18 protein-coding genes are annotated in these 16,531 nt (G+C 69.7%); 7 read left to right on the top strand and 11 right to left on the bottom strand.

What is annotated here, in order from left to right:
* Positions 1-11: 11 nt before the first annotated feature.
* Positions 12-635, bottom strand: a complete 624-nt coding sequence (locus tag F1C15_RS12080) for a DUF6226 family protein (RefSeq protein WP_185231456.1) — start codon at positions 633-635, stop codon at positions 12-14.
* Positions 636-764: 129 nt separating this feature from the next.
* On the opposite strand from F1C15_RS12080, the gene F1C15_RS12075 reads away from it, so the two are divergent.
* Both F1C15_RS12075 and F1C15_RS12070 read left to right on the top strand, forming a co-directional pair.
* Positions 765-1,310 carry a cysteine hydrolase family protein gene (locus F1C15_RS12075; protein ID WP_185231454.1) on the top strand — a complete coding sequence of 182 codons (546 nt, stop codon included), beginning with the start codon at positions 765-767 and terminating at the stop codon, positions 1,308-1,310.
* A 186-nt stretch (positions 1,311-1,496) separates the two neighbouring features.
* Positions 1,497-3,065 carry a hypothetical protein gene (locus tag F1C15_RS12070; protein WP_185231452.1) on the top strand — a complete coding sequence of 523 codons (1,569 nt, stop codon included), beginning with the start codon at positions 1,497-1,499 and terminating at the stop codon, positions 3,063-3,065.
* A 146-nt stretch (positions 3,066-3,211) separates the two neighbouring features.
* Here F1C15_RS12070 and F1C15_RS12065 read toward each other — a convergent pair whose 3' ends face one another.
* Positions 3,212-3,706 carry a MarR family winged helix-turn-helix transcriptional regulator gene (locus F1C15_RS12065; protein WP_185231450.1) on the bottom strand — a complete coding sequence of 165 codons (495 nt, stop codon included), beginning with the start codon at positions 3,704-3,706 and terminating at the stop codon, positions 3,212-3,214.
* A gap of 91 nt (positions 3,707-3,797) precedes the next feature.
* Here F1C15_RS12065 and F1C15_RS12060 point away from each other — a divergent pair, with 91 nt between their 5' ends.
* Entirely contained in the window at positions 3,798-4,727 is a 930-nt protein-coding gene (locus tag F1C15_RS12060) for an NADP-dependent oxidoreductase (RefSeq protein ID WP_185231448.1), read from the top strand.
* Between the two features lie 122 nt (positions 4,728-4,849).
* On the opposite strand, the gene F1C15_RS12055 is transcribed toward F1C15_RS12060, so the two are convergent.
* Entirely contained in the window at positions 4,850-5,161 is a 312-nt protein-coding gene (locus F1C15_RS12055; protein WP_185231446.1) for a helix-turn-helix domain-containing protein, read from the bottom strand.
* A 111-nt stretch (positions 5,162-5,272) separates the two neighbouring features.
* On the opposite strand from F1C15_RS12055, the gene map reads away from it, so the two are divergent.
* A complete protein-coding gene (gene map / locus F1C15_RS12050; RefSeq protein ID WP_185231444.1) occupies positions 5,273-6,049 on the top strand; it encodes a type I methionyl aminopeptidase in 777 nt (258 codons plus the stop codon).
* Positions 6,050-6,076: 27 nt separating this feature from the next.
* The gene (locus tag F1C15_RS12045; protein WP_185231442.1) at positions 6,077-7,387 is read left to right on the top strand and encodes a cytochrome P450; all 1,311 of its coding nucleotides are present in this window, start codon (positions 6,077-6,079) and stop codon (positions 7,385-7,387) included.
* A gap of 140 nt (positions 7,388-7,527) precedes the next feature.
* Here the strand turns inward: F1C15_RS12045 and F1C15_RS12040 are convergent, their stop codons facing one another.
* The 3 genes from F1C15_RS12040 to F1C15_RS12030 all read right to left on the bottom strand — a co-directional run bounded on the left by F1C15_RS12040 (position 7,528) and on the right by F1C15_RS12030 (position 10,441).
* Complete coding sequence (locus F1C15_RS12040; protein WP_185234315.1) at positions 7,528-8,208, bottom strand: ABC transporter ATP-binding protein; 681 nt, start codon at positions 8,206-8,208, stop codon at positions 7,528-7,530.
* Positions 8,209-8,294: 86 nt separating this feature from the next.
* A complete protein-coding gene (locus tag F1C15_RS12035) occupies positions 8,295-9,791 on the bottom strand; it encodes an ABC transporter permease (RefSeq protein WP_185231440.1) in 1,497 nt (498 codons plus the stop codon).
* Between the two features lie 185 nt (positions 9,792-9,976).
* Entirely contained in the window at positions 9,977-10,441 is a 465-nt protein-coding gene (locus F1C15_RS12030; RefSeq protein WP_185231438.1) for a MarR family winged helix-turn-helix transcriptional regulator, read from the bottom strand.
* Positions 10,442-10,584: 143 nt separating this feature from the next.
* Here F1C15_RS12030 and F1C15_RS12025 point away from each other — a divergent pair, with 143 nt between their 5' ends.
* Both F1C15_RS12025 and F1C15_RS12020 read left to right on the top strand, forming a co-directional pair.
* Positions 10,585-11,460 (top strand): cyclase family protein, encoded by an 876-nt coding sequence (locus F1C15_RS12025; protein ID WP_185231436.1) that lies wholly within the window; start codon positions 10,585-10,587, stop codon positions 11,458-11,460.
* Between the two features lie 107 nt (positions 11,461-11,567).
* The gene (locus F1C15_RS12020) at positions 11,568-12,179 is read left to right on the top strand and encodes a hypothetical protein (protein WP_185231434.1); all 612 of its coding nucleotides are present in this window, start codon (positions 11,568-11,570) and stop codon (positions 12,177-12,179) included.
* A gap of 265 nt (positions 12,180-12,444) precedes the next feature.
* Here F1C15_RS12020 and F1C15_RS12015 read toward each other — a convergent pair whose 3' ends face one another.
* From F1C15_RS12015 to F1C15_RS11995, 5 genes are all read right to left on the bottom strand, one after another.
* Positions 12,445-13,167, bottom strand: a complete 723-nt coding sequence (locus tag F1C15_RS12015; RefSeq protein ID WP_185231432.1) for a hypothetical protein — start codon at positions 13,165-13,167, stop codon at positions 12,445-12,447.
* Positions 13,168-13,264: 97 nt separating this feature from the next.
* On the bottom strand, positions 13,265-13,531 hold the full coding sequence (locus F1C15_RS12010) for a hypothetical protein (protein WP_185231430.1): 267 nt from the start codon (positions 13,529-13,531) through the stop codon (positions 13,265-13,267).
* Between the two features lie 354 nt (positions 13,532-13,885).
* Positions 13,886-14,290, bottom strand: coding sequence for a hypothetical protein (locus F1C15_RS12005; RefSeq protein ID WP_185231428.1), 405 nt, complete (start codon positions 14,288-14,290; stop codon positions 13,886-13,888).
* 131 nt (positions 14,291-14,421) lie between these two features.
* On the bottom strand, positions 14,422-15,567 hold the full coding sequence (locus F1C15_RS12000) for a serine/threonine-protein kinase (protein ID WP_185231426.1): 1,146 nt from the start codon (positions 15,565-15,567) through the stop codon (positions 14,422-14,424).
* Between the two features lie 34 nt (positions 15,568-15,601).
* Positions 15,602-16,510 (bottom strand): hypothetical protein, encoded by a 909-nt coding sequence (locus F1C15_RS11995; RefSeq protein WP_185231424.1) that lies wholly within the window; start codon positions 16,508-16,510, stop codon positions 15,602-15,604.
* Positions 16,511-16,531: the final 21 nt, after the last annotated feature.

Raw genomic sequence — 16,531 nt, 5'->3', positions numbered from 1 at the left:
GAGGGCTCGGGTCAGCCGTCGTGCCGGCGGGGCGTCCAGCCCGCCCAGCGGCCGTCGGGCAGCCCGGCGAGCGCGTCCTCCCACCGTCGGAGCTCGGCCCGACGGACGCCGCGCGTCGGGGTCCTGCCCGACCAGGCGTGACGCGTCCGCGAGAGCGACCACTCCACCTGACCGCGCCTCCCCGCCTCGACGGTCTCGCGGACGCCGTCGCGGGCGAGCGCCAGCACGACCTCCTCCAGACCGTCGGCCACGTGCTGCCACGGCTCGTCGCAGAGCTGGCAGCTGCAGAACGGGAAGGCGAACGAACTGAAGGCGCCGGCGGCCACGCCGACGACGCCGGGCTCGGTGCCGACCATGATCCACACCGTCACCTCGCCGGGGTGCCGAGGAGAGATCCGGACGATGCGTGAGAGCGGCTCGGGCAGCCACCGTCCGTGCGCCGAGGGGACCTCCAGCGGCGCGTCGACGACGACGTCGTACTCGCGGGCGACGTGTTCGACGAGCGCCTGGGCGACGGCGGCGACGGGGCGGTAGGTCTCCGGGTCGGCGTACGACGGGTCGTCGCCGAGGTCGGGGTCGGACGCCCGCGGGGAGAAGACGGTCTCGGCGAACGCCGGACGCACGTAGTCGGTCACGCCAGCGGACCCGAGGGGGCCTCGGTGACGACGACGGGGTGCATGCGTGCAGTCTCGCAGGCCCGCCGGCCTGCCGAGCCGCCCGCGGCGACGTTGCGGCGCACCGGCCCACGCTGGGATGCTCGCGGCATGACCTCCGCCACGGCCCTGCTCGTCATCGACCTCCAACGCGGCGTCGTCGTCGGGTGCGTCGACGCCGACGCGGTCCTCGAGCGGACCGCCCGTCTCGTCGACCGGGCGAGGGCGGAGGGCGTGCCCGTGGTCTGGGTGCAGGACCACGACGACTTCCCCGAGGGCACGGACGACTGGCAGCTGGCTCCGCCGCTCGCCCGGGCGGGCGACGAGCCGCTCGTCCGGAAGGACCGCCGCGACTCGTTCGTCGGCACCGACCTCACCGCGGTGCTCGAGCGACTGGGCGCGGAGCACCTCGTCGTCGCCGGCGCCCAGACCGACTACTGCGTCCGGACGACGACGCAGGCGGCGGCCGTGCGGGGCTTCGACGTGACCCTCGTCTCGGACGCGCACACGACCACCGACGCCGAGCACGACGGCGTCGTCATCACCGGCGAGCAGATCGTCGCCCACACGAACATGTACTTCGCCGGCCTCCGCTACCCGGGGCAGCACTTCGCCGTCGAGACGCACGACCGGGTGGAGCTGACGAGCCGCCGGTAGCTGCGGCGACCGGGAGACAGAACTCGTCTCCTCAAGAACGTGAGCAACTGATAGCTTCTCGACGGGGGCCGAGGCCCTCTTCTGCTCGTCGAGGTGCTGGGCCCCGACGGACTTGCAATGACGCATGTATCCGTTCCGACAGAAAGCACTCCTTTGCGCTCATCAGCCACCAGGGGCCTCGTCGCTGTGCCGACGGCCCTCGCACTCGCACTCGGAGGTGTCCTGCTCGCCGCGGGCCCCGCCTCCGCCGCGGCTCCCGTGACGATCACGTCGCCGGCTCCCGGATCCACCTACGACAACTCGGCAGGCCTCCCCCAGGTCGTGCCGATCACGGGGACGGGCCTCCCCACGGCCGACGACCTCGTGCTCACGTACGACATCGGCACGGGCACGGCCGCCCAGGCCCTGTTCAGCGGCACGACCCACAACGCTGACGGGTCGTTCTCCGCCAACGCCAACTTCGGACAGCTGCCCCCCGGTGAGACGACCGTCGTGGCGACCGTCTCCGGCGCCGACTCGCAGTCCGGCGTCGCCGACCCCGAGGTGACGCCGTCGGCGTACACGTTCGAGCTCGCGGTCGCGCCGAACCCCTCGTTCCCCTTCACCGTGACCTCGCCCGGCACCGGTGAGGTCGTCGACACGACGACTCCGGTCTTCACCGGCACGGCGCAGCCCGGCAGCACGGTCACGGTCACCTACAGCAACAAGGCCCTCGGCAACTCGGTCGCCGGCACCGCCGTCGCGGACACGAGCGGGGCGTACTCGGTGCCCACGACCTTCCTCGACCTCGCGCCCGGTTCGCTCGGGTCGGGCGCCACCGTCACCCAGACGAACCCGGACGCTCAGGTCGGTCGTCTCTCGATCGCCTTCACCTTCGCGCAGCCTCCCGTGCCCGCCATCGCACAGACAGTGACCGCGACCCCGGACGAGGTGACCGTCGAGGAGGCCACGACGACCGGGATCACGGTCGCCGCGACGGGCTTCAGCCCCGGCGAAGAGGTGCGGACGGTCGTCACGGACTCCGACGGAGCCGCCGTCGAGCTCGCCGACCGTGACCTGAACTACTACGCGGAGAACGACCTCGGCGCCTACGCCGACACCCTGGTGTTCACGGACGCCGTCGCTCCCGACGACTACACGATCACCCTCACCGGCGTGCGCTCCGGCATCGTCCTGGCCGCCGAGGTCACCGTCGTCGACGAGGTCGTCGTCCTGACACCGACGCCGGTCATCACCAGCCCGACGGAGGGGCAGGTCGTCTCGGGCGGGACGGTCACCGTCTCCGGCACCGGTCCGGTCGGCTCGGGCATCGTCCTGACCGTCGCCGAGCAGTCGTTCTTCGACGGCACGGACCTCGAGTCCCCTGCCGAGGGCCGGTTCTACCTCACCGACCTCGCCGACCCGATCCTGGTCGACGACGCCGGCAACTGGACGATCACGGTCTCGCTGCTGCCGGGTGACTACGTGGCCCAGGCCGTCGCCGCCGAGCTCACGTCCGACGGCGCCGTCGACGAGGCGGGAGGCGTGTCCGAGTTCTCGAACGTCGTCGCCTTCACCCTCGTCGCAGCCCCCGCCGCCGTGGTGCCGCCCGTCGTGACCCCGGCGGCGCCCGTCGCCCGGCCGACGGGTCTCGCCTACACCGGCGCAGAGGCCGGCCAGGGCGTCATCGGCGCAGCTCTCCTGCTCCTCGTCGGAGGCGGCCTGCTGGTCGCCGCCCGTCACCGCCGCAGCCTGGCGGTCGCCCCGACCGAGTAGCCCCGCATCAGCACACGACCGCCCCGCGAGGCGACCACGACGTCAGTGGTCACCACGCGGGGCGGTCGCATGTCGTCTCCGTGGCGATCCCCCGGTGGCCGCCGTCGCCGAGGAGCACGCGGCTCGCGTGATCCCTGTCCGATGGCTCAGCTCGACGCGCGCCTCCGCGCCGAGCGCGGCGGGGCCGCACGCAGGTGCGCGGTGACGAGGCCGAGGATGCGGGCGAGCTGCTCGGCGTCGTCGTCCGTCACGGGGGCGAAGAGGAGGCCACGAACGGTCTCGATGTGCCCCGGGAAGACGGCGGCGAGCACGTCTCGGCCCGCACCCGTGATGGTCACGACCGTGCTGCGCTCGTCGTCGGGCGACGGGGAGCGCACGACCAGGCCGCGGTGCTCGAGCAGCTGCGCCTGGTAGGTCAGTCCGCTCCGGCTGTGGACCACCCCGTCGGCGAGGTCGGTCATGCGCTGTCGCCCGTCCGGGTGATCGCCGAGGCGGGCGAGCAGCTGGAACTGGACGTAGCTCAGCCCGCCCGCCTCCCGCAGCTGCGCCTCGACCGACGGCCGGAGCAGAGCGCTGACCTCGGTGAACGCGAAGTATGCGGCGAGCTGCGCCGACGTCAGGGCGCTCGGAGAGTGGGTCATGAGTCCGAGCCTACCCGTTGCTTCCAGTTCGAAGCAGTGCTACGTTCTGGACATTGCTTCGAACTCGAAGCACATGACGGAGGAGAACACCATGAAGGCAGTGCGTTTCGACCAGGTAGGCGGACCCGAGGTCCTCGAGTACGGCGACGTCGAGCGGCCGACCCCCGCGGCGGGGGAGGTCCTCGTGCGCGTCGCGGCGTCCGCCTACAGCGCGGCCGACGCGGGCATGCGCGGCGGCTTCCTCCCGATCCCCGTGGTGCTCCCGCACGTGCCCGGCTACGACGTCTCGGGCACGGTCGAGGCGCTCGGCGACGGCGTCGACGGCCTGGCGGTCGGCGACGAGGTCGTCGGCTTCCTGCCGATGGAACGGGACGGAGGCGCGGCGGAGTTCGTCGTCGCCCCGGCCGACGCCCTCGTCACCGCCCCGACGACCATCCCGCTGGCCGACGCGGCGGCCCTGCCGTCGGTGGCGTTGACGGCGTGGCAGGCCCTCGTCGACGACGGCGAGCTGCGGGCCGGCCAGCGCCTCCTCGTCATCGGCGCGGGCGGCGTCGTCGGCAAGTACGCGATCCAGCTCGCGAAGCGACTCGGCGCCCACGTCGTCGCGACCGCGAGCCCCCGCAGCGCCGACGCCGTCCGTTCCGCCGGCGCCGACCAGGTCATCGACCACACCGCGACCGACGTGCTCGGTGCTCTCGCGGGCCAGGTCGACGTCCTGCTCAACCTGGCGCCGCTCGACCCCGCGCAGTTCGAGGCCGACGTCGCCGCGGTGCGCGACGGCGGCGTCGTCGTGAGCACGACCGCCTTCATCGCCACGCCCGGCGACGCGTCCCGCCGCGTCCGGGCCGCGACGGTGTTCGTGCGACCTGACCGCGACCGCCTCGAGCAGCTCGTCGCGCTCGTCGACGCCGGCGAGCTGACGGTCGAGGTGACCAGGCACATCCCCCTGTCCGAGCTGCCCGCGCTGCACGCCGAGGCGGAGACGGGGCGCATCGTGGGCAAGGTGGTCGTCCTCCCCTGACGGCGGGTCGACGCCGCGTCGACGAGCGGCTCAGCGCTGCACGGCAGGGCGCACGACGAGCTCGGTGACGTCGACGTCGACGTCGACGTCGAGCCTCTCCGTCGCCGAGCGCCGTGACGACGTCAGGAGGCGAGGGCCGGGTGACTGCCGGGGGTCTTGCTGCCGAGGAAGCTGCCTGGCGCCTCGGCGTCCGGCAGTTCGACGTCGGCCCAGAGTGCGTCGAGTGACAACCCCAGGATCCGAGCGACGGAGGCGATCGTCGCGAACGACGGCGTCGCGACACGACCGGACTCGATCTTGCGCAGGGTCTCCGGCGAGATCCCCGCGGCCAGGGCGGTCTCGAGGAGGGGGCGCTCGCCCCTCCTGCGGCGCAGCACGGCACCGAGTCGGCGGCCACGCTCGATCTCAGCGGGCGTGAGCGGGAGGCGGACCATGGGGCGATGGTAGCCGACGGTCCGCGGGACGGGATAGTCTTACCGGGATAACAATACCGCCGTGGACGGTGCGCCCTTCCCACCTCGACGGCCTGACCCCTGGGAGCCTCCGTGATCGAGATCCTCGCCCCGGCCGAGATCGACCGAGCCCGTCGGAGCGGGGCCCTGGTCGGCAGCATCCTCGACACCCTCCGCTCCCGGGCCGAGGTGGGCACCGACCTCCTCGAGCTCGATGCCTTGGCTCGCGAGCTCGTCGACCGAGCCGGCGCCGACTCCTGCTACGTCGACTACGCCCCCTCGTTCGGCAGCGGCCCCTTCGGGCACCACCTCTGCACCTCCGTCGGCGACGCCGTGCTGCACGGCAGGCCCCGGGCGCAGCGGATCGTCGACGGCGACCTGGTGACCCTCGACCTCGCGGTCTCCCTCGACGGCGTCGCCGCCGACTCCGCGGTGAGCTTCGTCGTCGGCCAGGCCGCACCCGAGGCCACCGCGCTGATCGAGGCGACCGAGCGGGCACTCGCCGCCGGCATCGCGGCCGTCCGCCCCGGTGCCCGGGTGGGCGACCTCTCCCACGCGATCGGCACCGTCCTGACCGACGCCGGCTACGCCGTCAACCTCGAGTTCGGCGGGCACGGCATCGGATCGACGATGCACCAGGACCCGCACGTCGCCAACGACGGCCGCCCCGGTCGCGGCTACCGCCTCCGACCAGGCCTGCTGCTCGCCCTCGAGCCGTGGGTGATGGCCGACACCGACCAGTTCGTGACCGACCCCGACGGCTGGACGCTGCGCAGCGCCACGGGGTGCGCCACGGCGCACAGCGAGCACACGGTGCTCGTCACCGACGACGGCGCCGAGATCCTCACGCTGCCGCCTCGCCGGTCCTGAATCCGCGAGTGGGGGCACGATGGCCGCATGTCCGACTCGACTGCCACGACGAACCCGCTGCGTGACGACTCCCTCTCCGTGCTCACCCGGGGCTACGGCTTCGGCGTCCGACTGTGGGAGCGCACCCGCTCGGGTGCGCGTGCCGTGCCTCTCCGGCTCCTCGGGCGGCCAGCGTTGCTCGTGCGCGGCGCCGAGGCCGTCGAGCTGTTCTACGACGAGCAGCGGATCGCACGGCACGGAGCCATGCCCGCGGTCGTCCAGCAGACGCTGTTGGGCCGGGGGTCGATCCACAGCCTCGACGAGGCGGAGCACCGGCACCGGAAGGCGACCTTCCTCGACGTCGCCTACGACGACGAGGAGGTCGCGCGGCTGACGCCGCTGCTCGATCGCGAGTGGCGCCGTGAGGTCGACGAGTGGCTGGCCGGCGGTCGACGCTCCGCCTACGACGCGGCCATCGGAGCGTTCGGGCGAGCGAGCATGGCCTGGGCGGGCCTGCCCGGGACGGCTGCGGCACGGACCCGATGGTCCGCGCGCCTCGCGCAGATCGTCGACGGCTTCGGCGTGCCGTACTCCCCCGAGTACCTGCTCGCGACTGCGAACCGCGCGTGGTCGGACCGACACGCTCGACGCCTCGTGGAGGCCGTCCGCGCCGGCGCTCTCGAGCCCGACCCGGGGACGGCTCTGCACGAGTGGGCCTGGCACCGGGACCCGGAGGGTGCGCTGCTGCCCGCGAAGCTGGCGGGGATCGAGCTGCAGAGCAGCATCCGCCCGATGATCGCCGTGGCCCGCTTCGTCGCCTTCGCGGCGGGGGAACTGCACGACCGCCCCGAGTGGCGAGGGCGGATCGCGGCGGAGGGCGCGGAGCGCGGGACCCTGACCGGCGGGCCGCTCGCCGTCGCCTTCGCGCAGGAAGTCCGGAGGACTGCGCCGTTCGTGCCGATGCTGCCGGGCTGGGCGCGGGACGACGTGGAGCTCGATGGCCAGCGACTGCCGGCCGGGGGCCGGGTGCTGCTCGACATCCTCGGCACCGACACCGTCGACGCGTCCTGGCACCGCGCCTCCGAGTTCGATCCGGAGCGCTTCGCCGGTGTCGACGACTACGAGGCGATCACGACGTTCGTCCCGCACGGTGGCGGAGACCCGGCCGCCGGCCACCGGTGCCCGGTCGAGAAGCTCGCGATCGCGGGCCTCGCCGCCGCGGTCACGGCCCTCAGCGACCCCCGTCTGACGATCCTCGACGAGGGGCTCTCGGTCGACCGCCGGCGGCTGCCGACGAAGCCGTCGTCAGGCGGTCGGATCCGAGCCACCGGAGCGCCGTCCCGCTGCCCGTTCCACTGACGTCGCGAGGACGCTCCACGGGGGTGCACCTCTCAGCCTCCCTCGACCGTCCCCGGGCCTGAGCTGCGATCATCGAGGTGAGCCCGCTCCGTGATCGACCTGCCACCCGGTCATCTGACCGTCGGCCATGGTGCGAGAGGTCAGGCAGCCGGCCCCAGCTCCGTGAGCTCTCCGCCCGCGATGCGAAGGCGGCGTTGTGCGCGCCGGGCCACGGCCGAGTCGTGCGTGACGATGACCACCGTGAGCCCGCGGTCACGCCAGACGCCCTCGAGCAGGTCCATGATCTCGTCGCGGGTGGCCTCGTCCAGCGAGCCCGTCGGCTCGTCCGCGAGCAGCACGCTCGGTTCCTTGACGAGCGCCCGCGCGATGGCCACCCGCTGCTGCTGTCCGCCCGAGAGCTCGCTCGGCAGGTGGTCGGCTCGTTCGGCGAGCCCCACGGACGCCAGCGCCGCCCTCGCCTTCTCCCGGCGCTCCGCCCGGGGCGTCGAGCCGTCCGCGAAGGCCGTCTCGACGTTCTCCGCGGCCGTCAGGGTCGGGATGAGGTTGAAGCCCTGGAAGACGAAGCCGATCTCGCGGGCCCGTGCCGCCGCCAGGGCGTGGTCGCCCGCCGCCGAGAGCTCGGAGTCACCGAGTCGGACCGTGCCGCTCGTGGGCCGGTCGAGCGCGCCGAGCATCTGGAGCAGGGTGGACTTGCCTCCGCCGGTGGGCCCCTGGATCGCGACCATCTGCCCTGTGGGGATGACGAGGTCGACGCCGGCGAGGGCCGTCACCGTGCGCTTCTTCTGCTGGTAGGTCTTGGTGACGGCGGTGAGCGTGTACATGGGCGGCGTGCCTCCAGAGGCGATGGTGGTGGTCTCGCCGGCCGCAGCCGGCCGGGGGATCGGGTCCGTTGCTTCGTGGAGGTCGGTCACGCGACGCTCCTCAGGGCCTCGGCGGGGCGCAGGCGCGAGGCGCGCCATCCCCCGGCGGCTCCGGCGAGCAGGCCGCCCACGACGGCCAGGCCCACCGCGAGGACGACGATCGACGCGGTCACGGGCACGGTCAGGGCGACGTCGGTGGCGGCCTGCGCCACCTGCTGGCCGACGCCGCCTCCGCCCGCTGATCCGGGGCCGCCGGCGCCGGGCCCTGCCGCCTGGGCGGTGGCCGCGGCGGACAGGGTCGGTGCCACGAGGTTCACGACCAGGATCCCGAGGAGGCCGACCGCGACTCCGACGACTCCGCCGATCAGGCCCTGCACGAGGGACTCCCCCGCGACCTGCCGGGTGATGCGGGAGCCGCTCCAGCCGATGGCCTTGAGCGTGCCGAACTCGCGGGTGCGTCGACCGACGCCCGAGACGGTGAAGAGGATCGCCATGAGGAACGCCGCGGCGAGCACCGCCACGGAGAGCCAGGTGCCGAGCCTCCCGATCAGGTCGGACGCGGTCGACAGCGAGCCGGACACGCTCGACGCCAGGTCGGACTGGGTGCTCACCGTGGCGTCCGGCAATGCGGCCTGCAGGTCGGACTTCAGGGCGTCGACGCCGCTGGCGCTCGACGCCGTGACGTACACGTCGCTGATCTGGTCCGTCAGGCCGCTGAGTGCCTGAGCGGTGTCGAGGGGCACGTACGTGTCGGAGGCGGTGGCGGCGTCCGACGACGTGGACGCCACGATCCCGACGACCGTGAAGTCGGTGCCGCCGATCGCGAGCGTGTCGCCGACGGCGAGATCGGCGCTCGTGGCGTACGTCTGGTCGAGCACGACGACGTCGGCCCCCGCGTCGGCGGCGGTGAAGCTGCGGCCGTCGACGAGCGAGGCGCTGCTGAGCGGTCCGACCGCGTTCGTCGCGGGGTCGAGGCCGGTGACCGAGAACTGGTCGACGTCGAACGCGCTGCCGCCCGCGCCGTCGGCCCCGCCGGTGGGAGGCGCGGCCTGCGTGCCCGCGCCGGTGCCGTCACCGGTCGCACCGTCGGCACCCGCGCCTCCTGCACCCCCCTGGGAGAAGTCGGGCACCGTGCCCGAGAAGCTGGAGGCCTGCAGGCTCAGGGTCGCGGTCGCGGCGGAGACGCCGTCGACGCCCTCGACGGTGGTCAGGGCCGACGAGTCGAAGGTCGCAGTGCCGCGCGCGGCGGACAGGGTGCTCTGGGCGACCTCGGTGCTGCCGTCGTCGGTGGTGGTGCCGTCGCCGGAGCCGAAGGCGAACTGCTGGCCGGGCCCGTCGGCGCCCGGCTCGGCGGTCTGCGTGATCGTGACGTCGGTGCCGACGCCGTAGACCGACTCGAGGACGGTCGACTGGGCGTTCTTGACACCGGCCGCCACCCCGCTCACGATCATCACGAGGGCGATGGCCAGGGCCATGCCCGCCGCGATGATCACGGTCTGCTTGCGTCTGTTGCTCAGCTCTCTGAGCAGGTAGGTCAGGAACACGGTTCTCCTCGGTGCGGGGATCAGGACGAGGAACACGGTAAGAAACACCGCCCTCAGCACCCGATGGCCTGGCTAAGAGACCCCTATGGCACCCAGACCCCCAGCCCACCCGCCGTCATGGCCGGACCTGTCGCGGGTCCACCAGCCATGCCGCGGCCGCTGGACGATCCCCCATCGGGCATTCATCAAGAACCGTCGCCGACGCCGGGTGCGGCTTCCGCACCCTCGATGACGGCGAGCAGCAGTGCGTTGAGCTGTGCGCTCCGCGACGCGTCCAGCCCGAGCGAGCTGAGGTCGTTCGTCGCCAGGGCCACCTTCTGCACCGCGTCGAGCACGGCGTGGCCGGCCGGTGTGATCGCGGCGGGGTTCCTCCGGCCGCGGGCGCGGACGCCCACCCGGCGGACGAGACCGCGACGCTCCATCCCGTCGAGCACGTCCGACATGCTCTGCGGGCGGACGAAGACGGCCCGAGCGATCTCCGCCGACGTGAGCTCAGCACCGTCCGCCAGGCACGACAGCACGCCGAACTGCACGAGGCTCACGTCGTGCTCCGCCATCCCCGCGGTGATCTGGGATCCGATGATGCGCGCGACCTTCACCGCGTTCCAGCCCAGCACGGACTCGAGCCCGCGACCTCCATCGTCACTCATGCGTGCCTCCTCGTCGCCCATCTAGATAAACAGGATCCTGTTTTAAGGCTATGGTGCAGGAACCTGCTTCTCAGGCCCTCCTTGCAGTGTGCACCACCCGCCCACGCGACACCGAACCGACATGACAGGACAGGACAGGCACCATGACGACACCCGCACTCCCCGACGACCGAGGCCGCTGGGGCGCCGACGACGAACTCGGCACGCTGAACCTGATCGACGACGCCGCGAGGGCCCGGGCCGCTGAGGAGGTGCGGGTCGGCCTGAGCGTGTCGCTCGCGTACCCGGTCGAGCCCGCCTCGATGCTCGGCGGACCGTTCGCTCCCAAGGCACCGCCGTCGCCCCCGGTGCAGCAGGCGCTGCCCTACACGGGCACGCCGCCCATGGGGATGTCCGAAGTCCTCGTCGTGACGCCGCATCACCCGGCGCTGACGCACATCGATGCTTTCACCCACATGCCGATCGACGGCACTGTGTACCCGGGTCGCCCCCTTGAGGAGACCGTCACGGCCGGAGGCGTCTTGCACGGTTCCACGACCGCCTTCGCCGCGGGGATCACGACGCGGGGAGTCCTGCTCGACCTGGCGCCGGAGGCGCGGCTGCCATCTGCGCACCCCGTCACCGCGGCAGATCTCGACGCGGCCGAGGCGCGGGGCGGGGTCGAGGTGCTGCCCGGTGACGCCGTGGTGGTCCGGAGCGGCTGGGGGTTCAGCTGGGACGCCGAGACCCAGGCGCCGGGCATGACCGTCGACGCAGTCACGTGGATGCACCACCGCGGCGTCTCGCTCTACGCCGGCGACATCAGCGACTCCTTCCCGCCGAGCGACCCGGAGATGCCCATGCCGATGCACATGGTCGGACTGGCCCGCCTGGGCATGCCCCTGGTCGACAGCGTCGCCACCGACGACCTCGCCGCGACCTGCGCCGAGCTCGGCCGACACGCTTTCCTGCTCAGCATCGCCCCGCCCCGCCTACACGGCCTCACCGGCGTGCCCGTGAACCCCCAAGCCATCTTCTAGACCGACACCACGGCCGTGCGGATCGCAATGATCGATCGTCTACCGGGCACTGCGTCTAGAGCCTCGCGGACGATGCGGTTCGCGTAGTGGTCTGATCCACTTGCCTCATGACCAGCGATAACACTCGGGCCCGCATCTCCGGAGCTCTCCTGGTCGCAGGCACCCTGACGGGTGTCGTCCTCGCCGCTGGTCCGGTCGTTGTCGTACGAGAGACCGCGGAGCAGCACGGTGTCAGCATCGATGGGTCCGCTGTCGTTGCGCCTGCCTTCTTGTCTGCGGTCGCGGCGCTCCTGGTCTCGCTCGCTGGCTGGCACCGGTCTTTCGTCGGGAACGAGAGCTGGACGACGCGGCCGAGAAGTCACCAGGTCGCCGGCCTCGCGGCGGTGACTCCCGTCATCGCGCTGATCCTCGCTGCGACCTGGTCCCTCTCGGCGAGCGGCGCCGAGTACCCCGCAGTGTCCCTGATCGCCGTGACAGTGCTGCCCCTCGCGCCCGGAGTCGCCGTAGCTGTTCTCGGGGTACTGATTGCCACGCTGTCGCGTGGGCCGCTGCCCGATGTCGTCGGCGCGGCCCTGCTCGGACTCGGACTGCTAGCGACAGTCGCGCTCGAACCAGCATTTCTCGGGTGGGCGCTTCTGTGCGCGTGCCTGTTCGTGACCAGCCGGACGCTGAGACCACTTCGGGAAGCCAGCACCGAAGCGGCAGAGGCCAAGGCCTGAGGTGGCCAGTGGACGATCCCCTAATGGGCGCCAACACGAGGCGCATCAGACGCCTCGTCCACTCGCCGCCGGCGTGAGCGCTCTACAAGAGAGTCGCCCGCGACCGCAGCAACACCGAAGAGCAAGCCAAGAGCTCCCACAACCCATCCGTTCCAGTCCAGGGCAAAACCAGCGATGCCGACAAAGAGCACGACGGGGACGATGGCTATGCGCGAGATCATGGGCAGATCCTGACAGACGACAACCGCGATCCTTGGCCGGTCCTCTAGCGAGACGGGTGCCCGGTCTCAATAGCGCGGCCGGGCAGGTAAGGGAGAAAGTGCAGCTGACGGGGACGCAGCCGATGCACTCCGTCCCGATACGAGCCGCCGACGACAGCGCCGTCGACGTCCAGCAGGTCACACGTCCGCCACGTGCTCCGAACGGTGCCGCCTCTGACCACGAACTGCGTTACGACGCGGAGCGCCTCGACCAGGCCGTCATCACCGTCGCCGCCCAGATCCCACCAGCCGAAGTCGTCACCCCTGACGACGACCGAGTCGTCCTTGATCACCAGGACCTCGAAAGGCAAGGCTCCATGCCGGTGCGGAGTCACGGTCACCACACGGTCGAACTCGGCCTGAACGGTGGAGACCTCGACGTCGCCAGCCTGGCCGACCAGTGCTACGACCCGGGCGACGAAGGCGTCGAGACTGCCAGGCTCGAGGCGCCCGGACAGGAGATGGTCCGTAAGAAGGAACCAAGCCTCTACGAAGTCACCCTCGTCCCAGCCCAGCTCCCACCGCCGGGCGGGCATGCCTGAGGTCGGGGCGATGTCGATCACCAGCCCACCAGCCGCGACGACCGAGAACGGGCCGACCTGGAGCATCGGCAGCATCGAGCTGCCGATATCGAGCGATCTCGCCCCGACGGCGCTACCGAACTCCTCGCCGGCGCGAGTGGCGAACAACTCGAACCTCGCGATGACGTCGTCGGGGGCCGGTGCCATGACTTCATCCTGCGGCATCAAGACCCAGCCCGGCCATCACACTTCAGGCTCATGCCGGCCGCTGAGCGATCGTCTTACGGGCGCTGTCTCGCCTTCGTCACTTTTTACGTTCTTGCAGGTAAACGCGGGTGACCACAGCGCAGGTGACCAGGACTGCGATGACGATCCATGTGTATCGAATCCAGCCGGCGGGGAAAAGAAGGGTGGGCGACAGCAAGCAGATGCCCCAGAGCGCTCCCACGAGCTGCACCTTGATCGTCTTGTTCGTGTCGCGGTCACGAGCGTCCTGGGCTGACCGGCGCTCCTTCGCTCGGAGCTCGACGCCTTCGACGGCGTTTTCCTCGTCACGAATAGGGTTGGTCACGGGTTCAGCTTCTCACTGGAGTGACCGGTTTGCATCGATGAGCGATCGGTCACCGGGGCATGGTCCCGCAACTAGCCTGAGCGCATGAGAAGTGCAGGCAGGTTGAGATGGCTCGGAGTCGTTGTGTCGGTTCTAAGCCTGATCTTGGCGACGTTGTGCTTTGCGTTGGCGGACGGCGACGGGGCCGTGATTTTCACTGGTGTGCTCGCCGCAGCGTCAGGTCTGCTCGGCCTCGCGACGTTCTTCCTGAGGAGAAATCCCAGATTACCCTCTGACGACATGGATGAAACCGTTCGATAGACGATCCCCCATCGGGCGGCTGTCGGACCGTTGAACGACGCATGCCGCTTCGGTCTACGTGAAGAGCGCGAGGGGAAGCGACACCACGAAACACACGGGGGGCACGATGGCGACGCCGCCACAGATTCCTGCCCACCGGCCAGCGCGGCCGCCCAGCGCTCCGGCGATGAGTGCGAACACGATCGACGCAACCAGGAGGAGCGGCACGGCGAACCACAACACGGTGGTCCAGTCTGCGGCTGAGAACCACAGCCACGAACTTTCGGCGCAGGCCGTGACGAAGCAGAGGATGAGGGTCAGCGGGGCGAGCAGCCGAGCCCGACCAGCCGGCTCGGCCTCGGGCTCGGGGGCGGGGCCGCCGCCCAGACGGGGTGGCGGGTCGATGAGGGGGTCGCGGTGGGGCAGCGCTGCCACTTCGGCCTCAGCCCGGCGGAGCAGTTCTCGGTCGGCCTCGTCCATGTCCTGACCCTAGCGATGGCACGACCACTTCAGGGCACGAGCACCCTTCGAATGGGCTCGCATTCTCGGTGATCCGAGTTGAGAGCGCGTCCGGTGCCCGATGGGTTGGCGAGACTCGCTAGGAGCAGCGACTATTCAGTTGCCAGCTCTAGATCGGCAATGACTTCGGAAATGTCCTGGTACCGCTGGGTGGGGTCGTTATGCACGCACTTGTCGACAATGGCTTGGATCGCCGGTGGGCACCCGGCTATGGAACTGCGACCCGTGAACATAAAGGCGAGGATGTGCCCGACGGCGTGAATGTCGTTGACCTTGGCAAATTTTTTGAGACTCGCAAGGGTGGGATCGCGGATCGACCCTTTCATTTCCGTGTCGGACTTGGTGAACTCCGACCCCTCTGCCTTATGCAATCCGAAGTCGCTGAGCTTGACGAGGAAGGCCTCTTCGTACTCTTTGATCAGCACGTTTCCAGTGCTGAGATCCCGATGGAGGATGCCTCTTCGATGGAGGTAGCCCATGGCGTAGAGGAATTGGAGTGCCAGTCTCTTGCGCGTCGCAAACTGAAGCGTGCCGTTGTATTTGTGCATGAAGTTGCGGAGGTCGTAGTCGCAGAATTCCATCGTGAATGAAGTGTGGCTTTCGTCGAACTGGTACGCCTGCACGATGTAGGGGTAGTTCAGTTCCTTCATCTTCTGAAACTCGGCCTTGAATCGGCTCAGCTCACGCTCGTCGAGGTTCTTCTTACCCACCTTCACGGCAACCGGAAAACCGTACGTCTCGTCCGTGTACTTGTAGACGATCGCGTAAGACCCCTCCCCCACCATGGTCTTCTTTGGCGGAGTGGAAGTCTTGGTCGGTGGCTGCCAAGCGTTCGAGACGAAAACAGGATCGAACCGGTCGATATCGATTTTGGCGAACGATTCCGGGATGGGGCTCCCTCCCGAAACTACGAGGAAGGCGCTGCATTCGTTAAGGACACGTTGGTAGTCCTCACGCACGCGAATATCTATTCCGATTTTGCCGAGGCTGCCTCTGACCTCGCGGATTTCCTCGATGAGGTCGATTAGGTCACGGCTCTGCTCCGCATTGAAGTGCCGGCCCCGGTCCATCTTCGAGTTCATGAAGAGGAAAAGCGCATTTAGGCGTTCGTGGAGAGCGCCGAAGACGATAGGCAGTGGGGGCTGCATTGCCGTGTACAAGCCCGCGTACGCCTCCGATGGTGGCAGCGCCGAATATTGGTCAGAGAGGTGTCGGAAGACGGCAGTCTGGTCGGGCATGCTCGAAGGCTAACGCGGGTCCTCCACGCTGTGGCTAGTTGTGGCCTCGTGCACGATCGTTCCAAAGCTGGTGGGCCTTGGATATGAGCTGGAGGGCCACTTTCAGATGACGGTAGATGCTGACGGCGCTGGGCTCGACGTGCGCCACGGGTCTGTTGCGGTGGTCGACGCCAATCAGTTTCATGTCCGAAAGGCCCCGCAAATTGCTGGGCTCACCGTGGGCGAGTGAGCTGGCCGTCGACCAGTACCAATAAGTCAAAGGTCCACCTAGCTCCGGCACAAAGGCTCCACCCTCATTGGCTATTGCGCTCTGAGTTAAGCTCTTCTTGACCGTCGACCAAGGCACCTTGGCGTCGGCCGCGACGGTCTCTAGGTCGGTGATTTGAGCTTTCACAAACCGCTCTTGCGCACGGTATTCCTCTCCACCCAGCGTGCCGGCGAAAGTCGAATAATTCTTCGCCAAATGCAGAGAGTGGATCAATTCGTCGTTGCGAAGACGAAGGGCCCGGGCGACGCGGGTGTCACTGTCCTGTGGGCCGAGCAGCCAGAGCGCCGTGGTCGCTGCCTCAATGAGAGCACGGATCATGACAAACTCCGCGGTTAGGTGAAGCAGTAGCTCATCGCGGGCGTCGTTGATCATCATGGCGTCGAGGCCATTCATGAGGTTGTGAAAAGCCACGATTGCATGGTCTGCCTGATCGGGCACCGTCGAAAATTCAAGGGGCTGGCCTTGGGTCTCGGCGCTGCGGCGGCTGTTGTTTAACTCGGGCGTTCGAAGCTCGTCACCGCGGAGGTCTGACCCGTCCTCTCTGGACATAACGCCTGATCGGTTGGCCATGGTCGTTCGCCAGTTTTCGAGTAGCCCGGCGATTTGACCCTGGGCCTTTTCCTCTGCGTCTGGGTCGCCCTGTCGTTGAAAGTAGTCGCCCTTGGGTACAGTCACCGGCCCTCCTCATGGTCGCTG

This window comes from Frigoribacterium sp. NBH87 (assembly GCF_014217665.1).
Taxonomy (GTDB): domain Bacteria; phylum Actinomycetota; class Actinomycetes; order Actinomycetales; family Microbacteriaceae; genus Frigoribacterium; species Frigoribacterium endophyticum.
The sequence above is the reverse complement of the archived record's forward strand: the minus strand, read 5'-3'. Positions and strand labels throughout refer to the sequence as shown.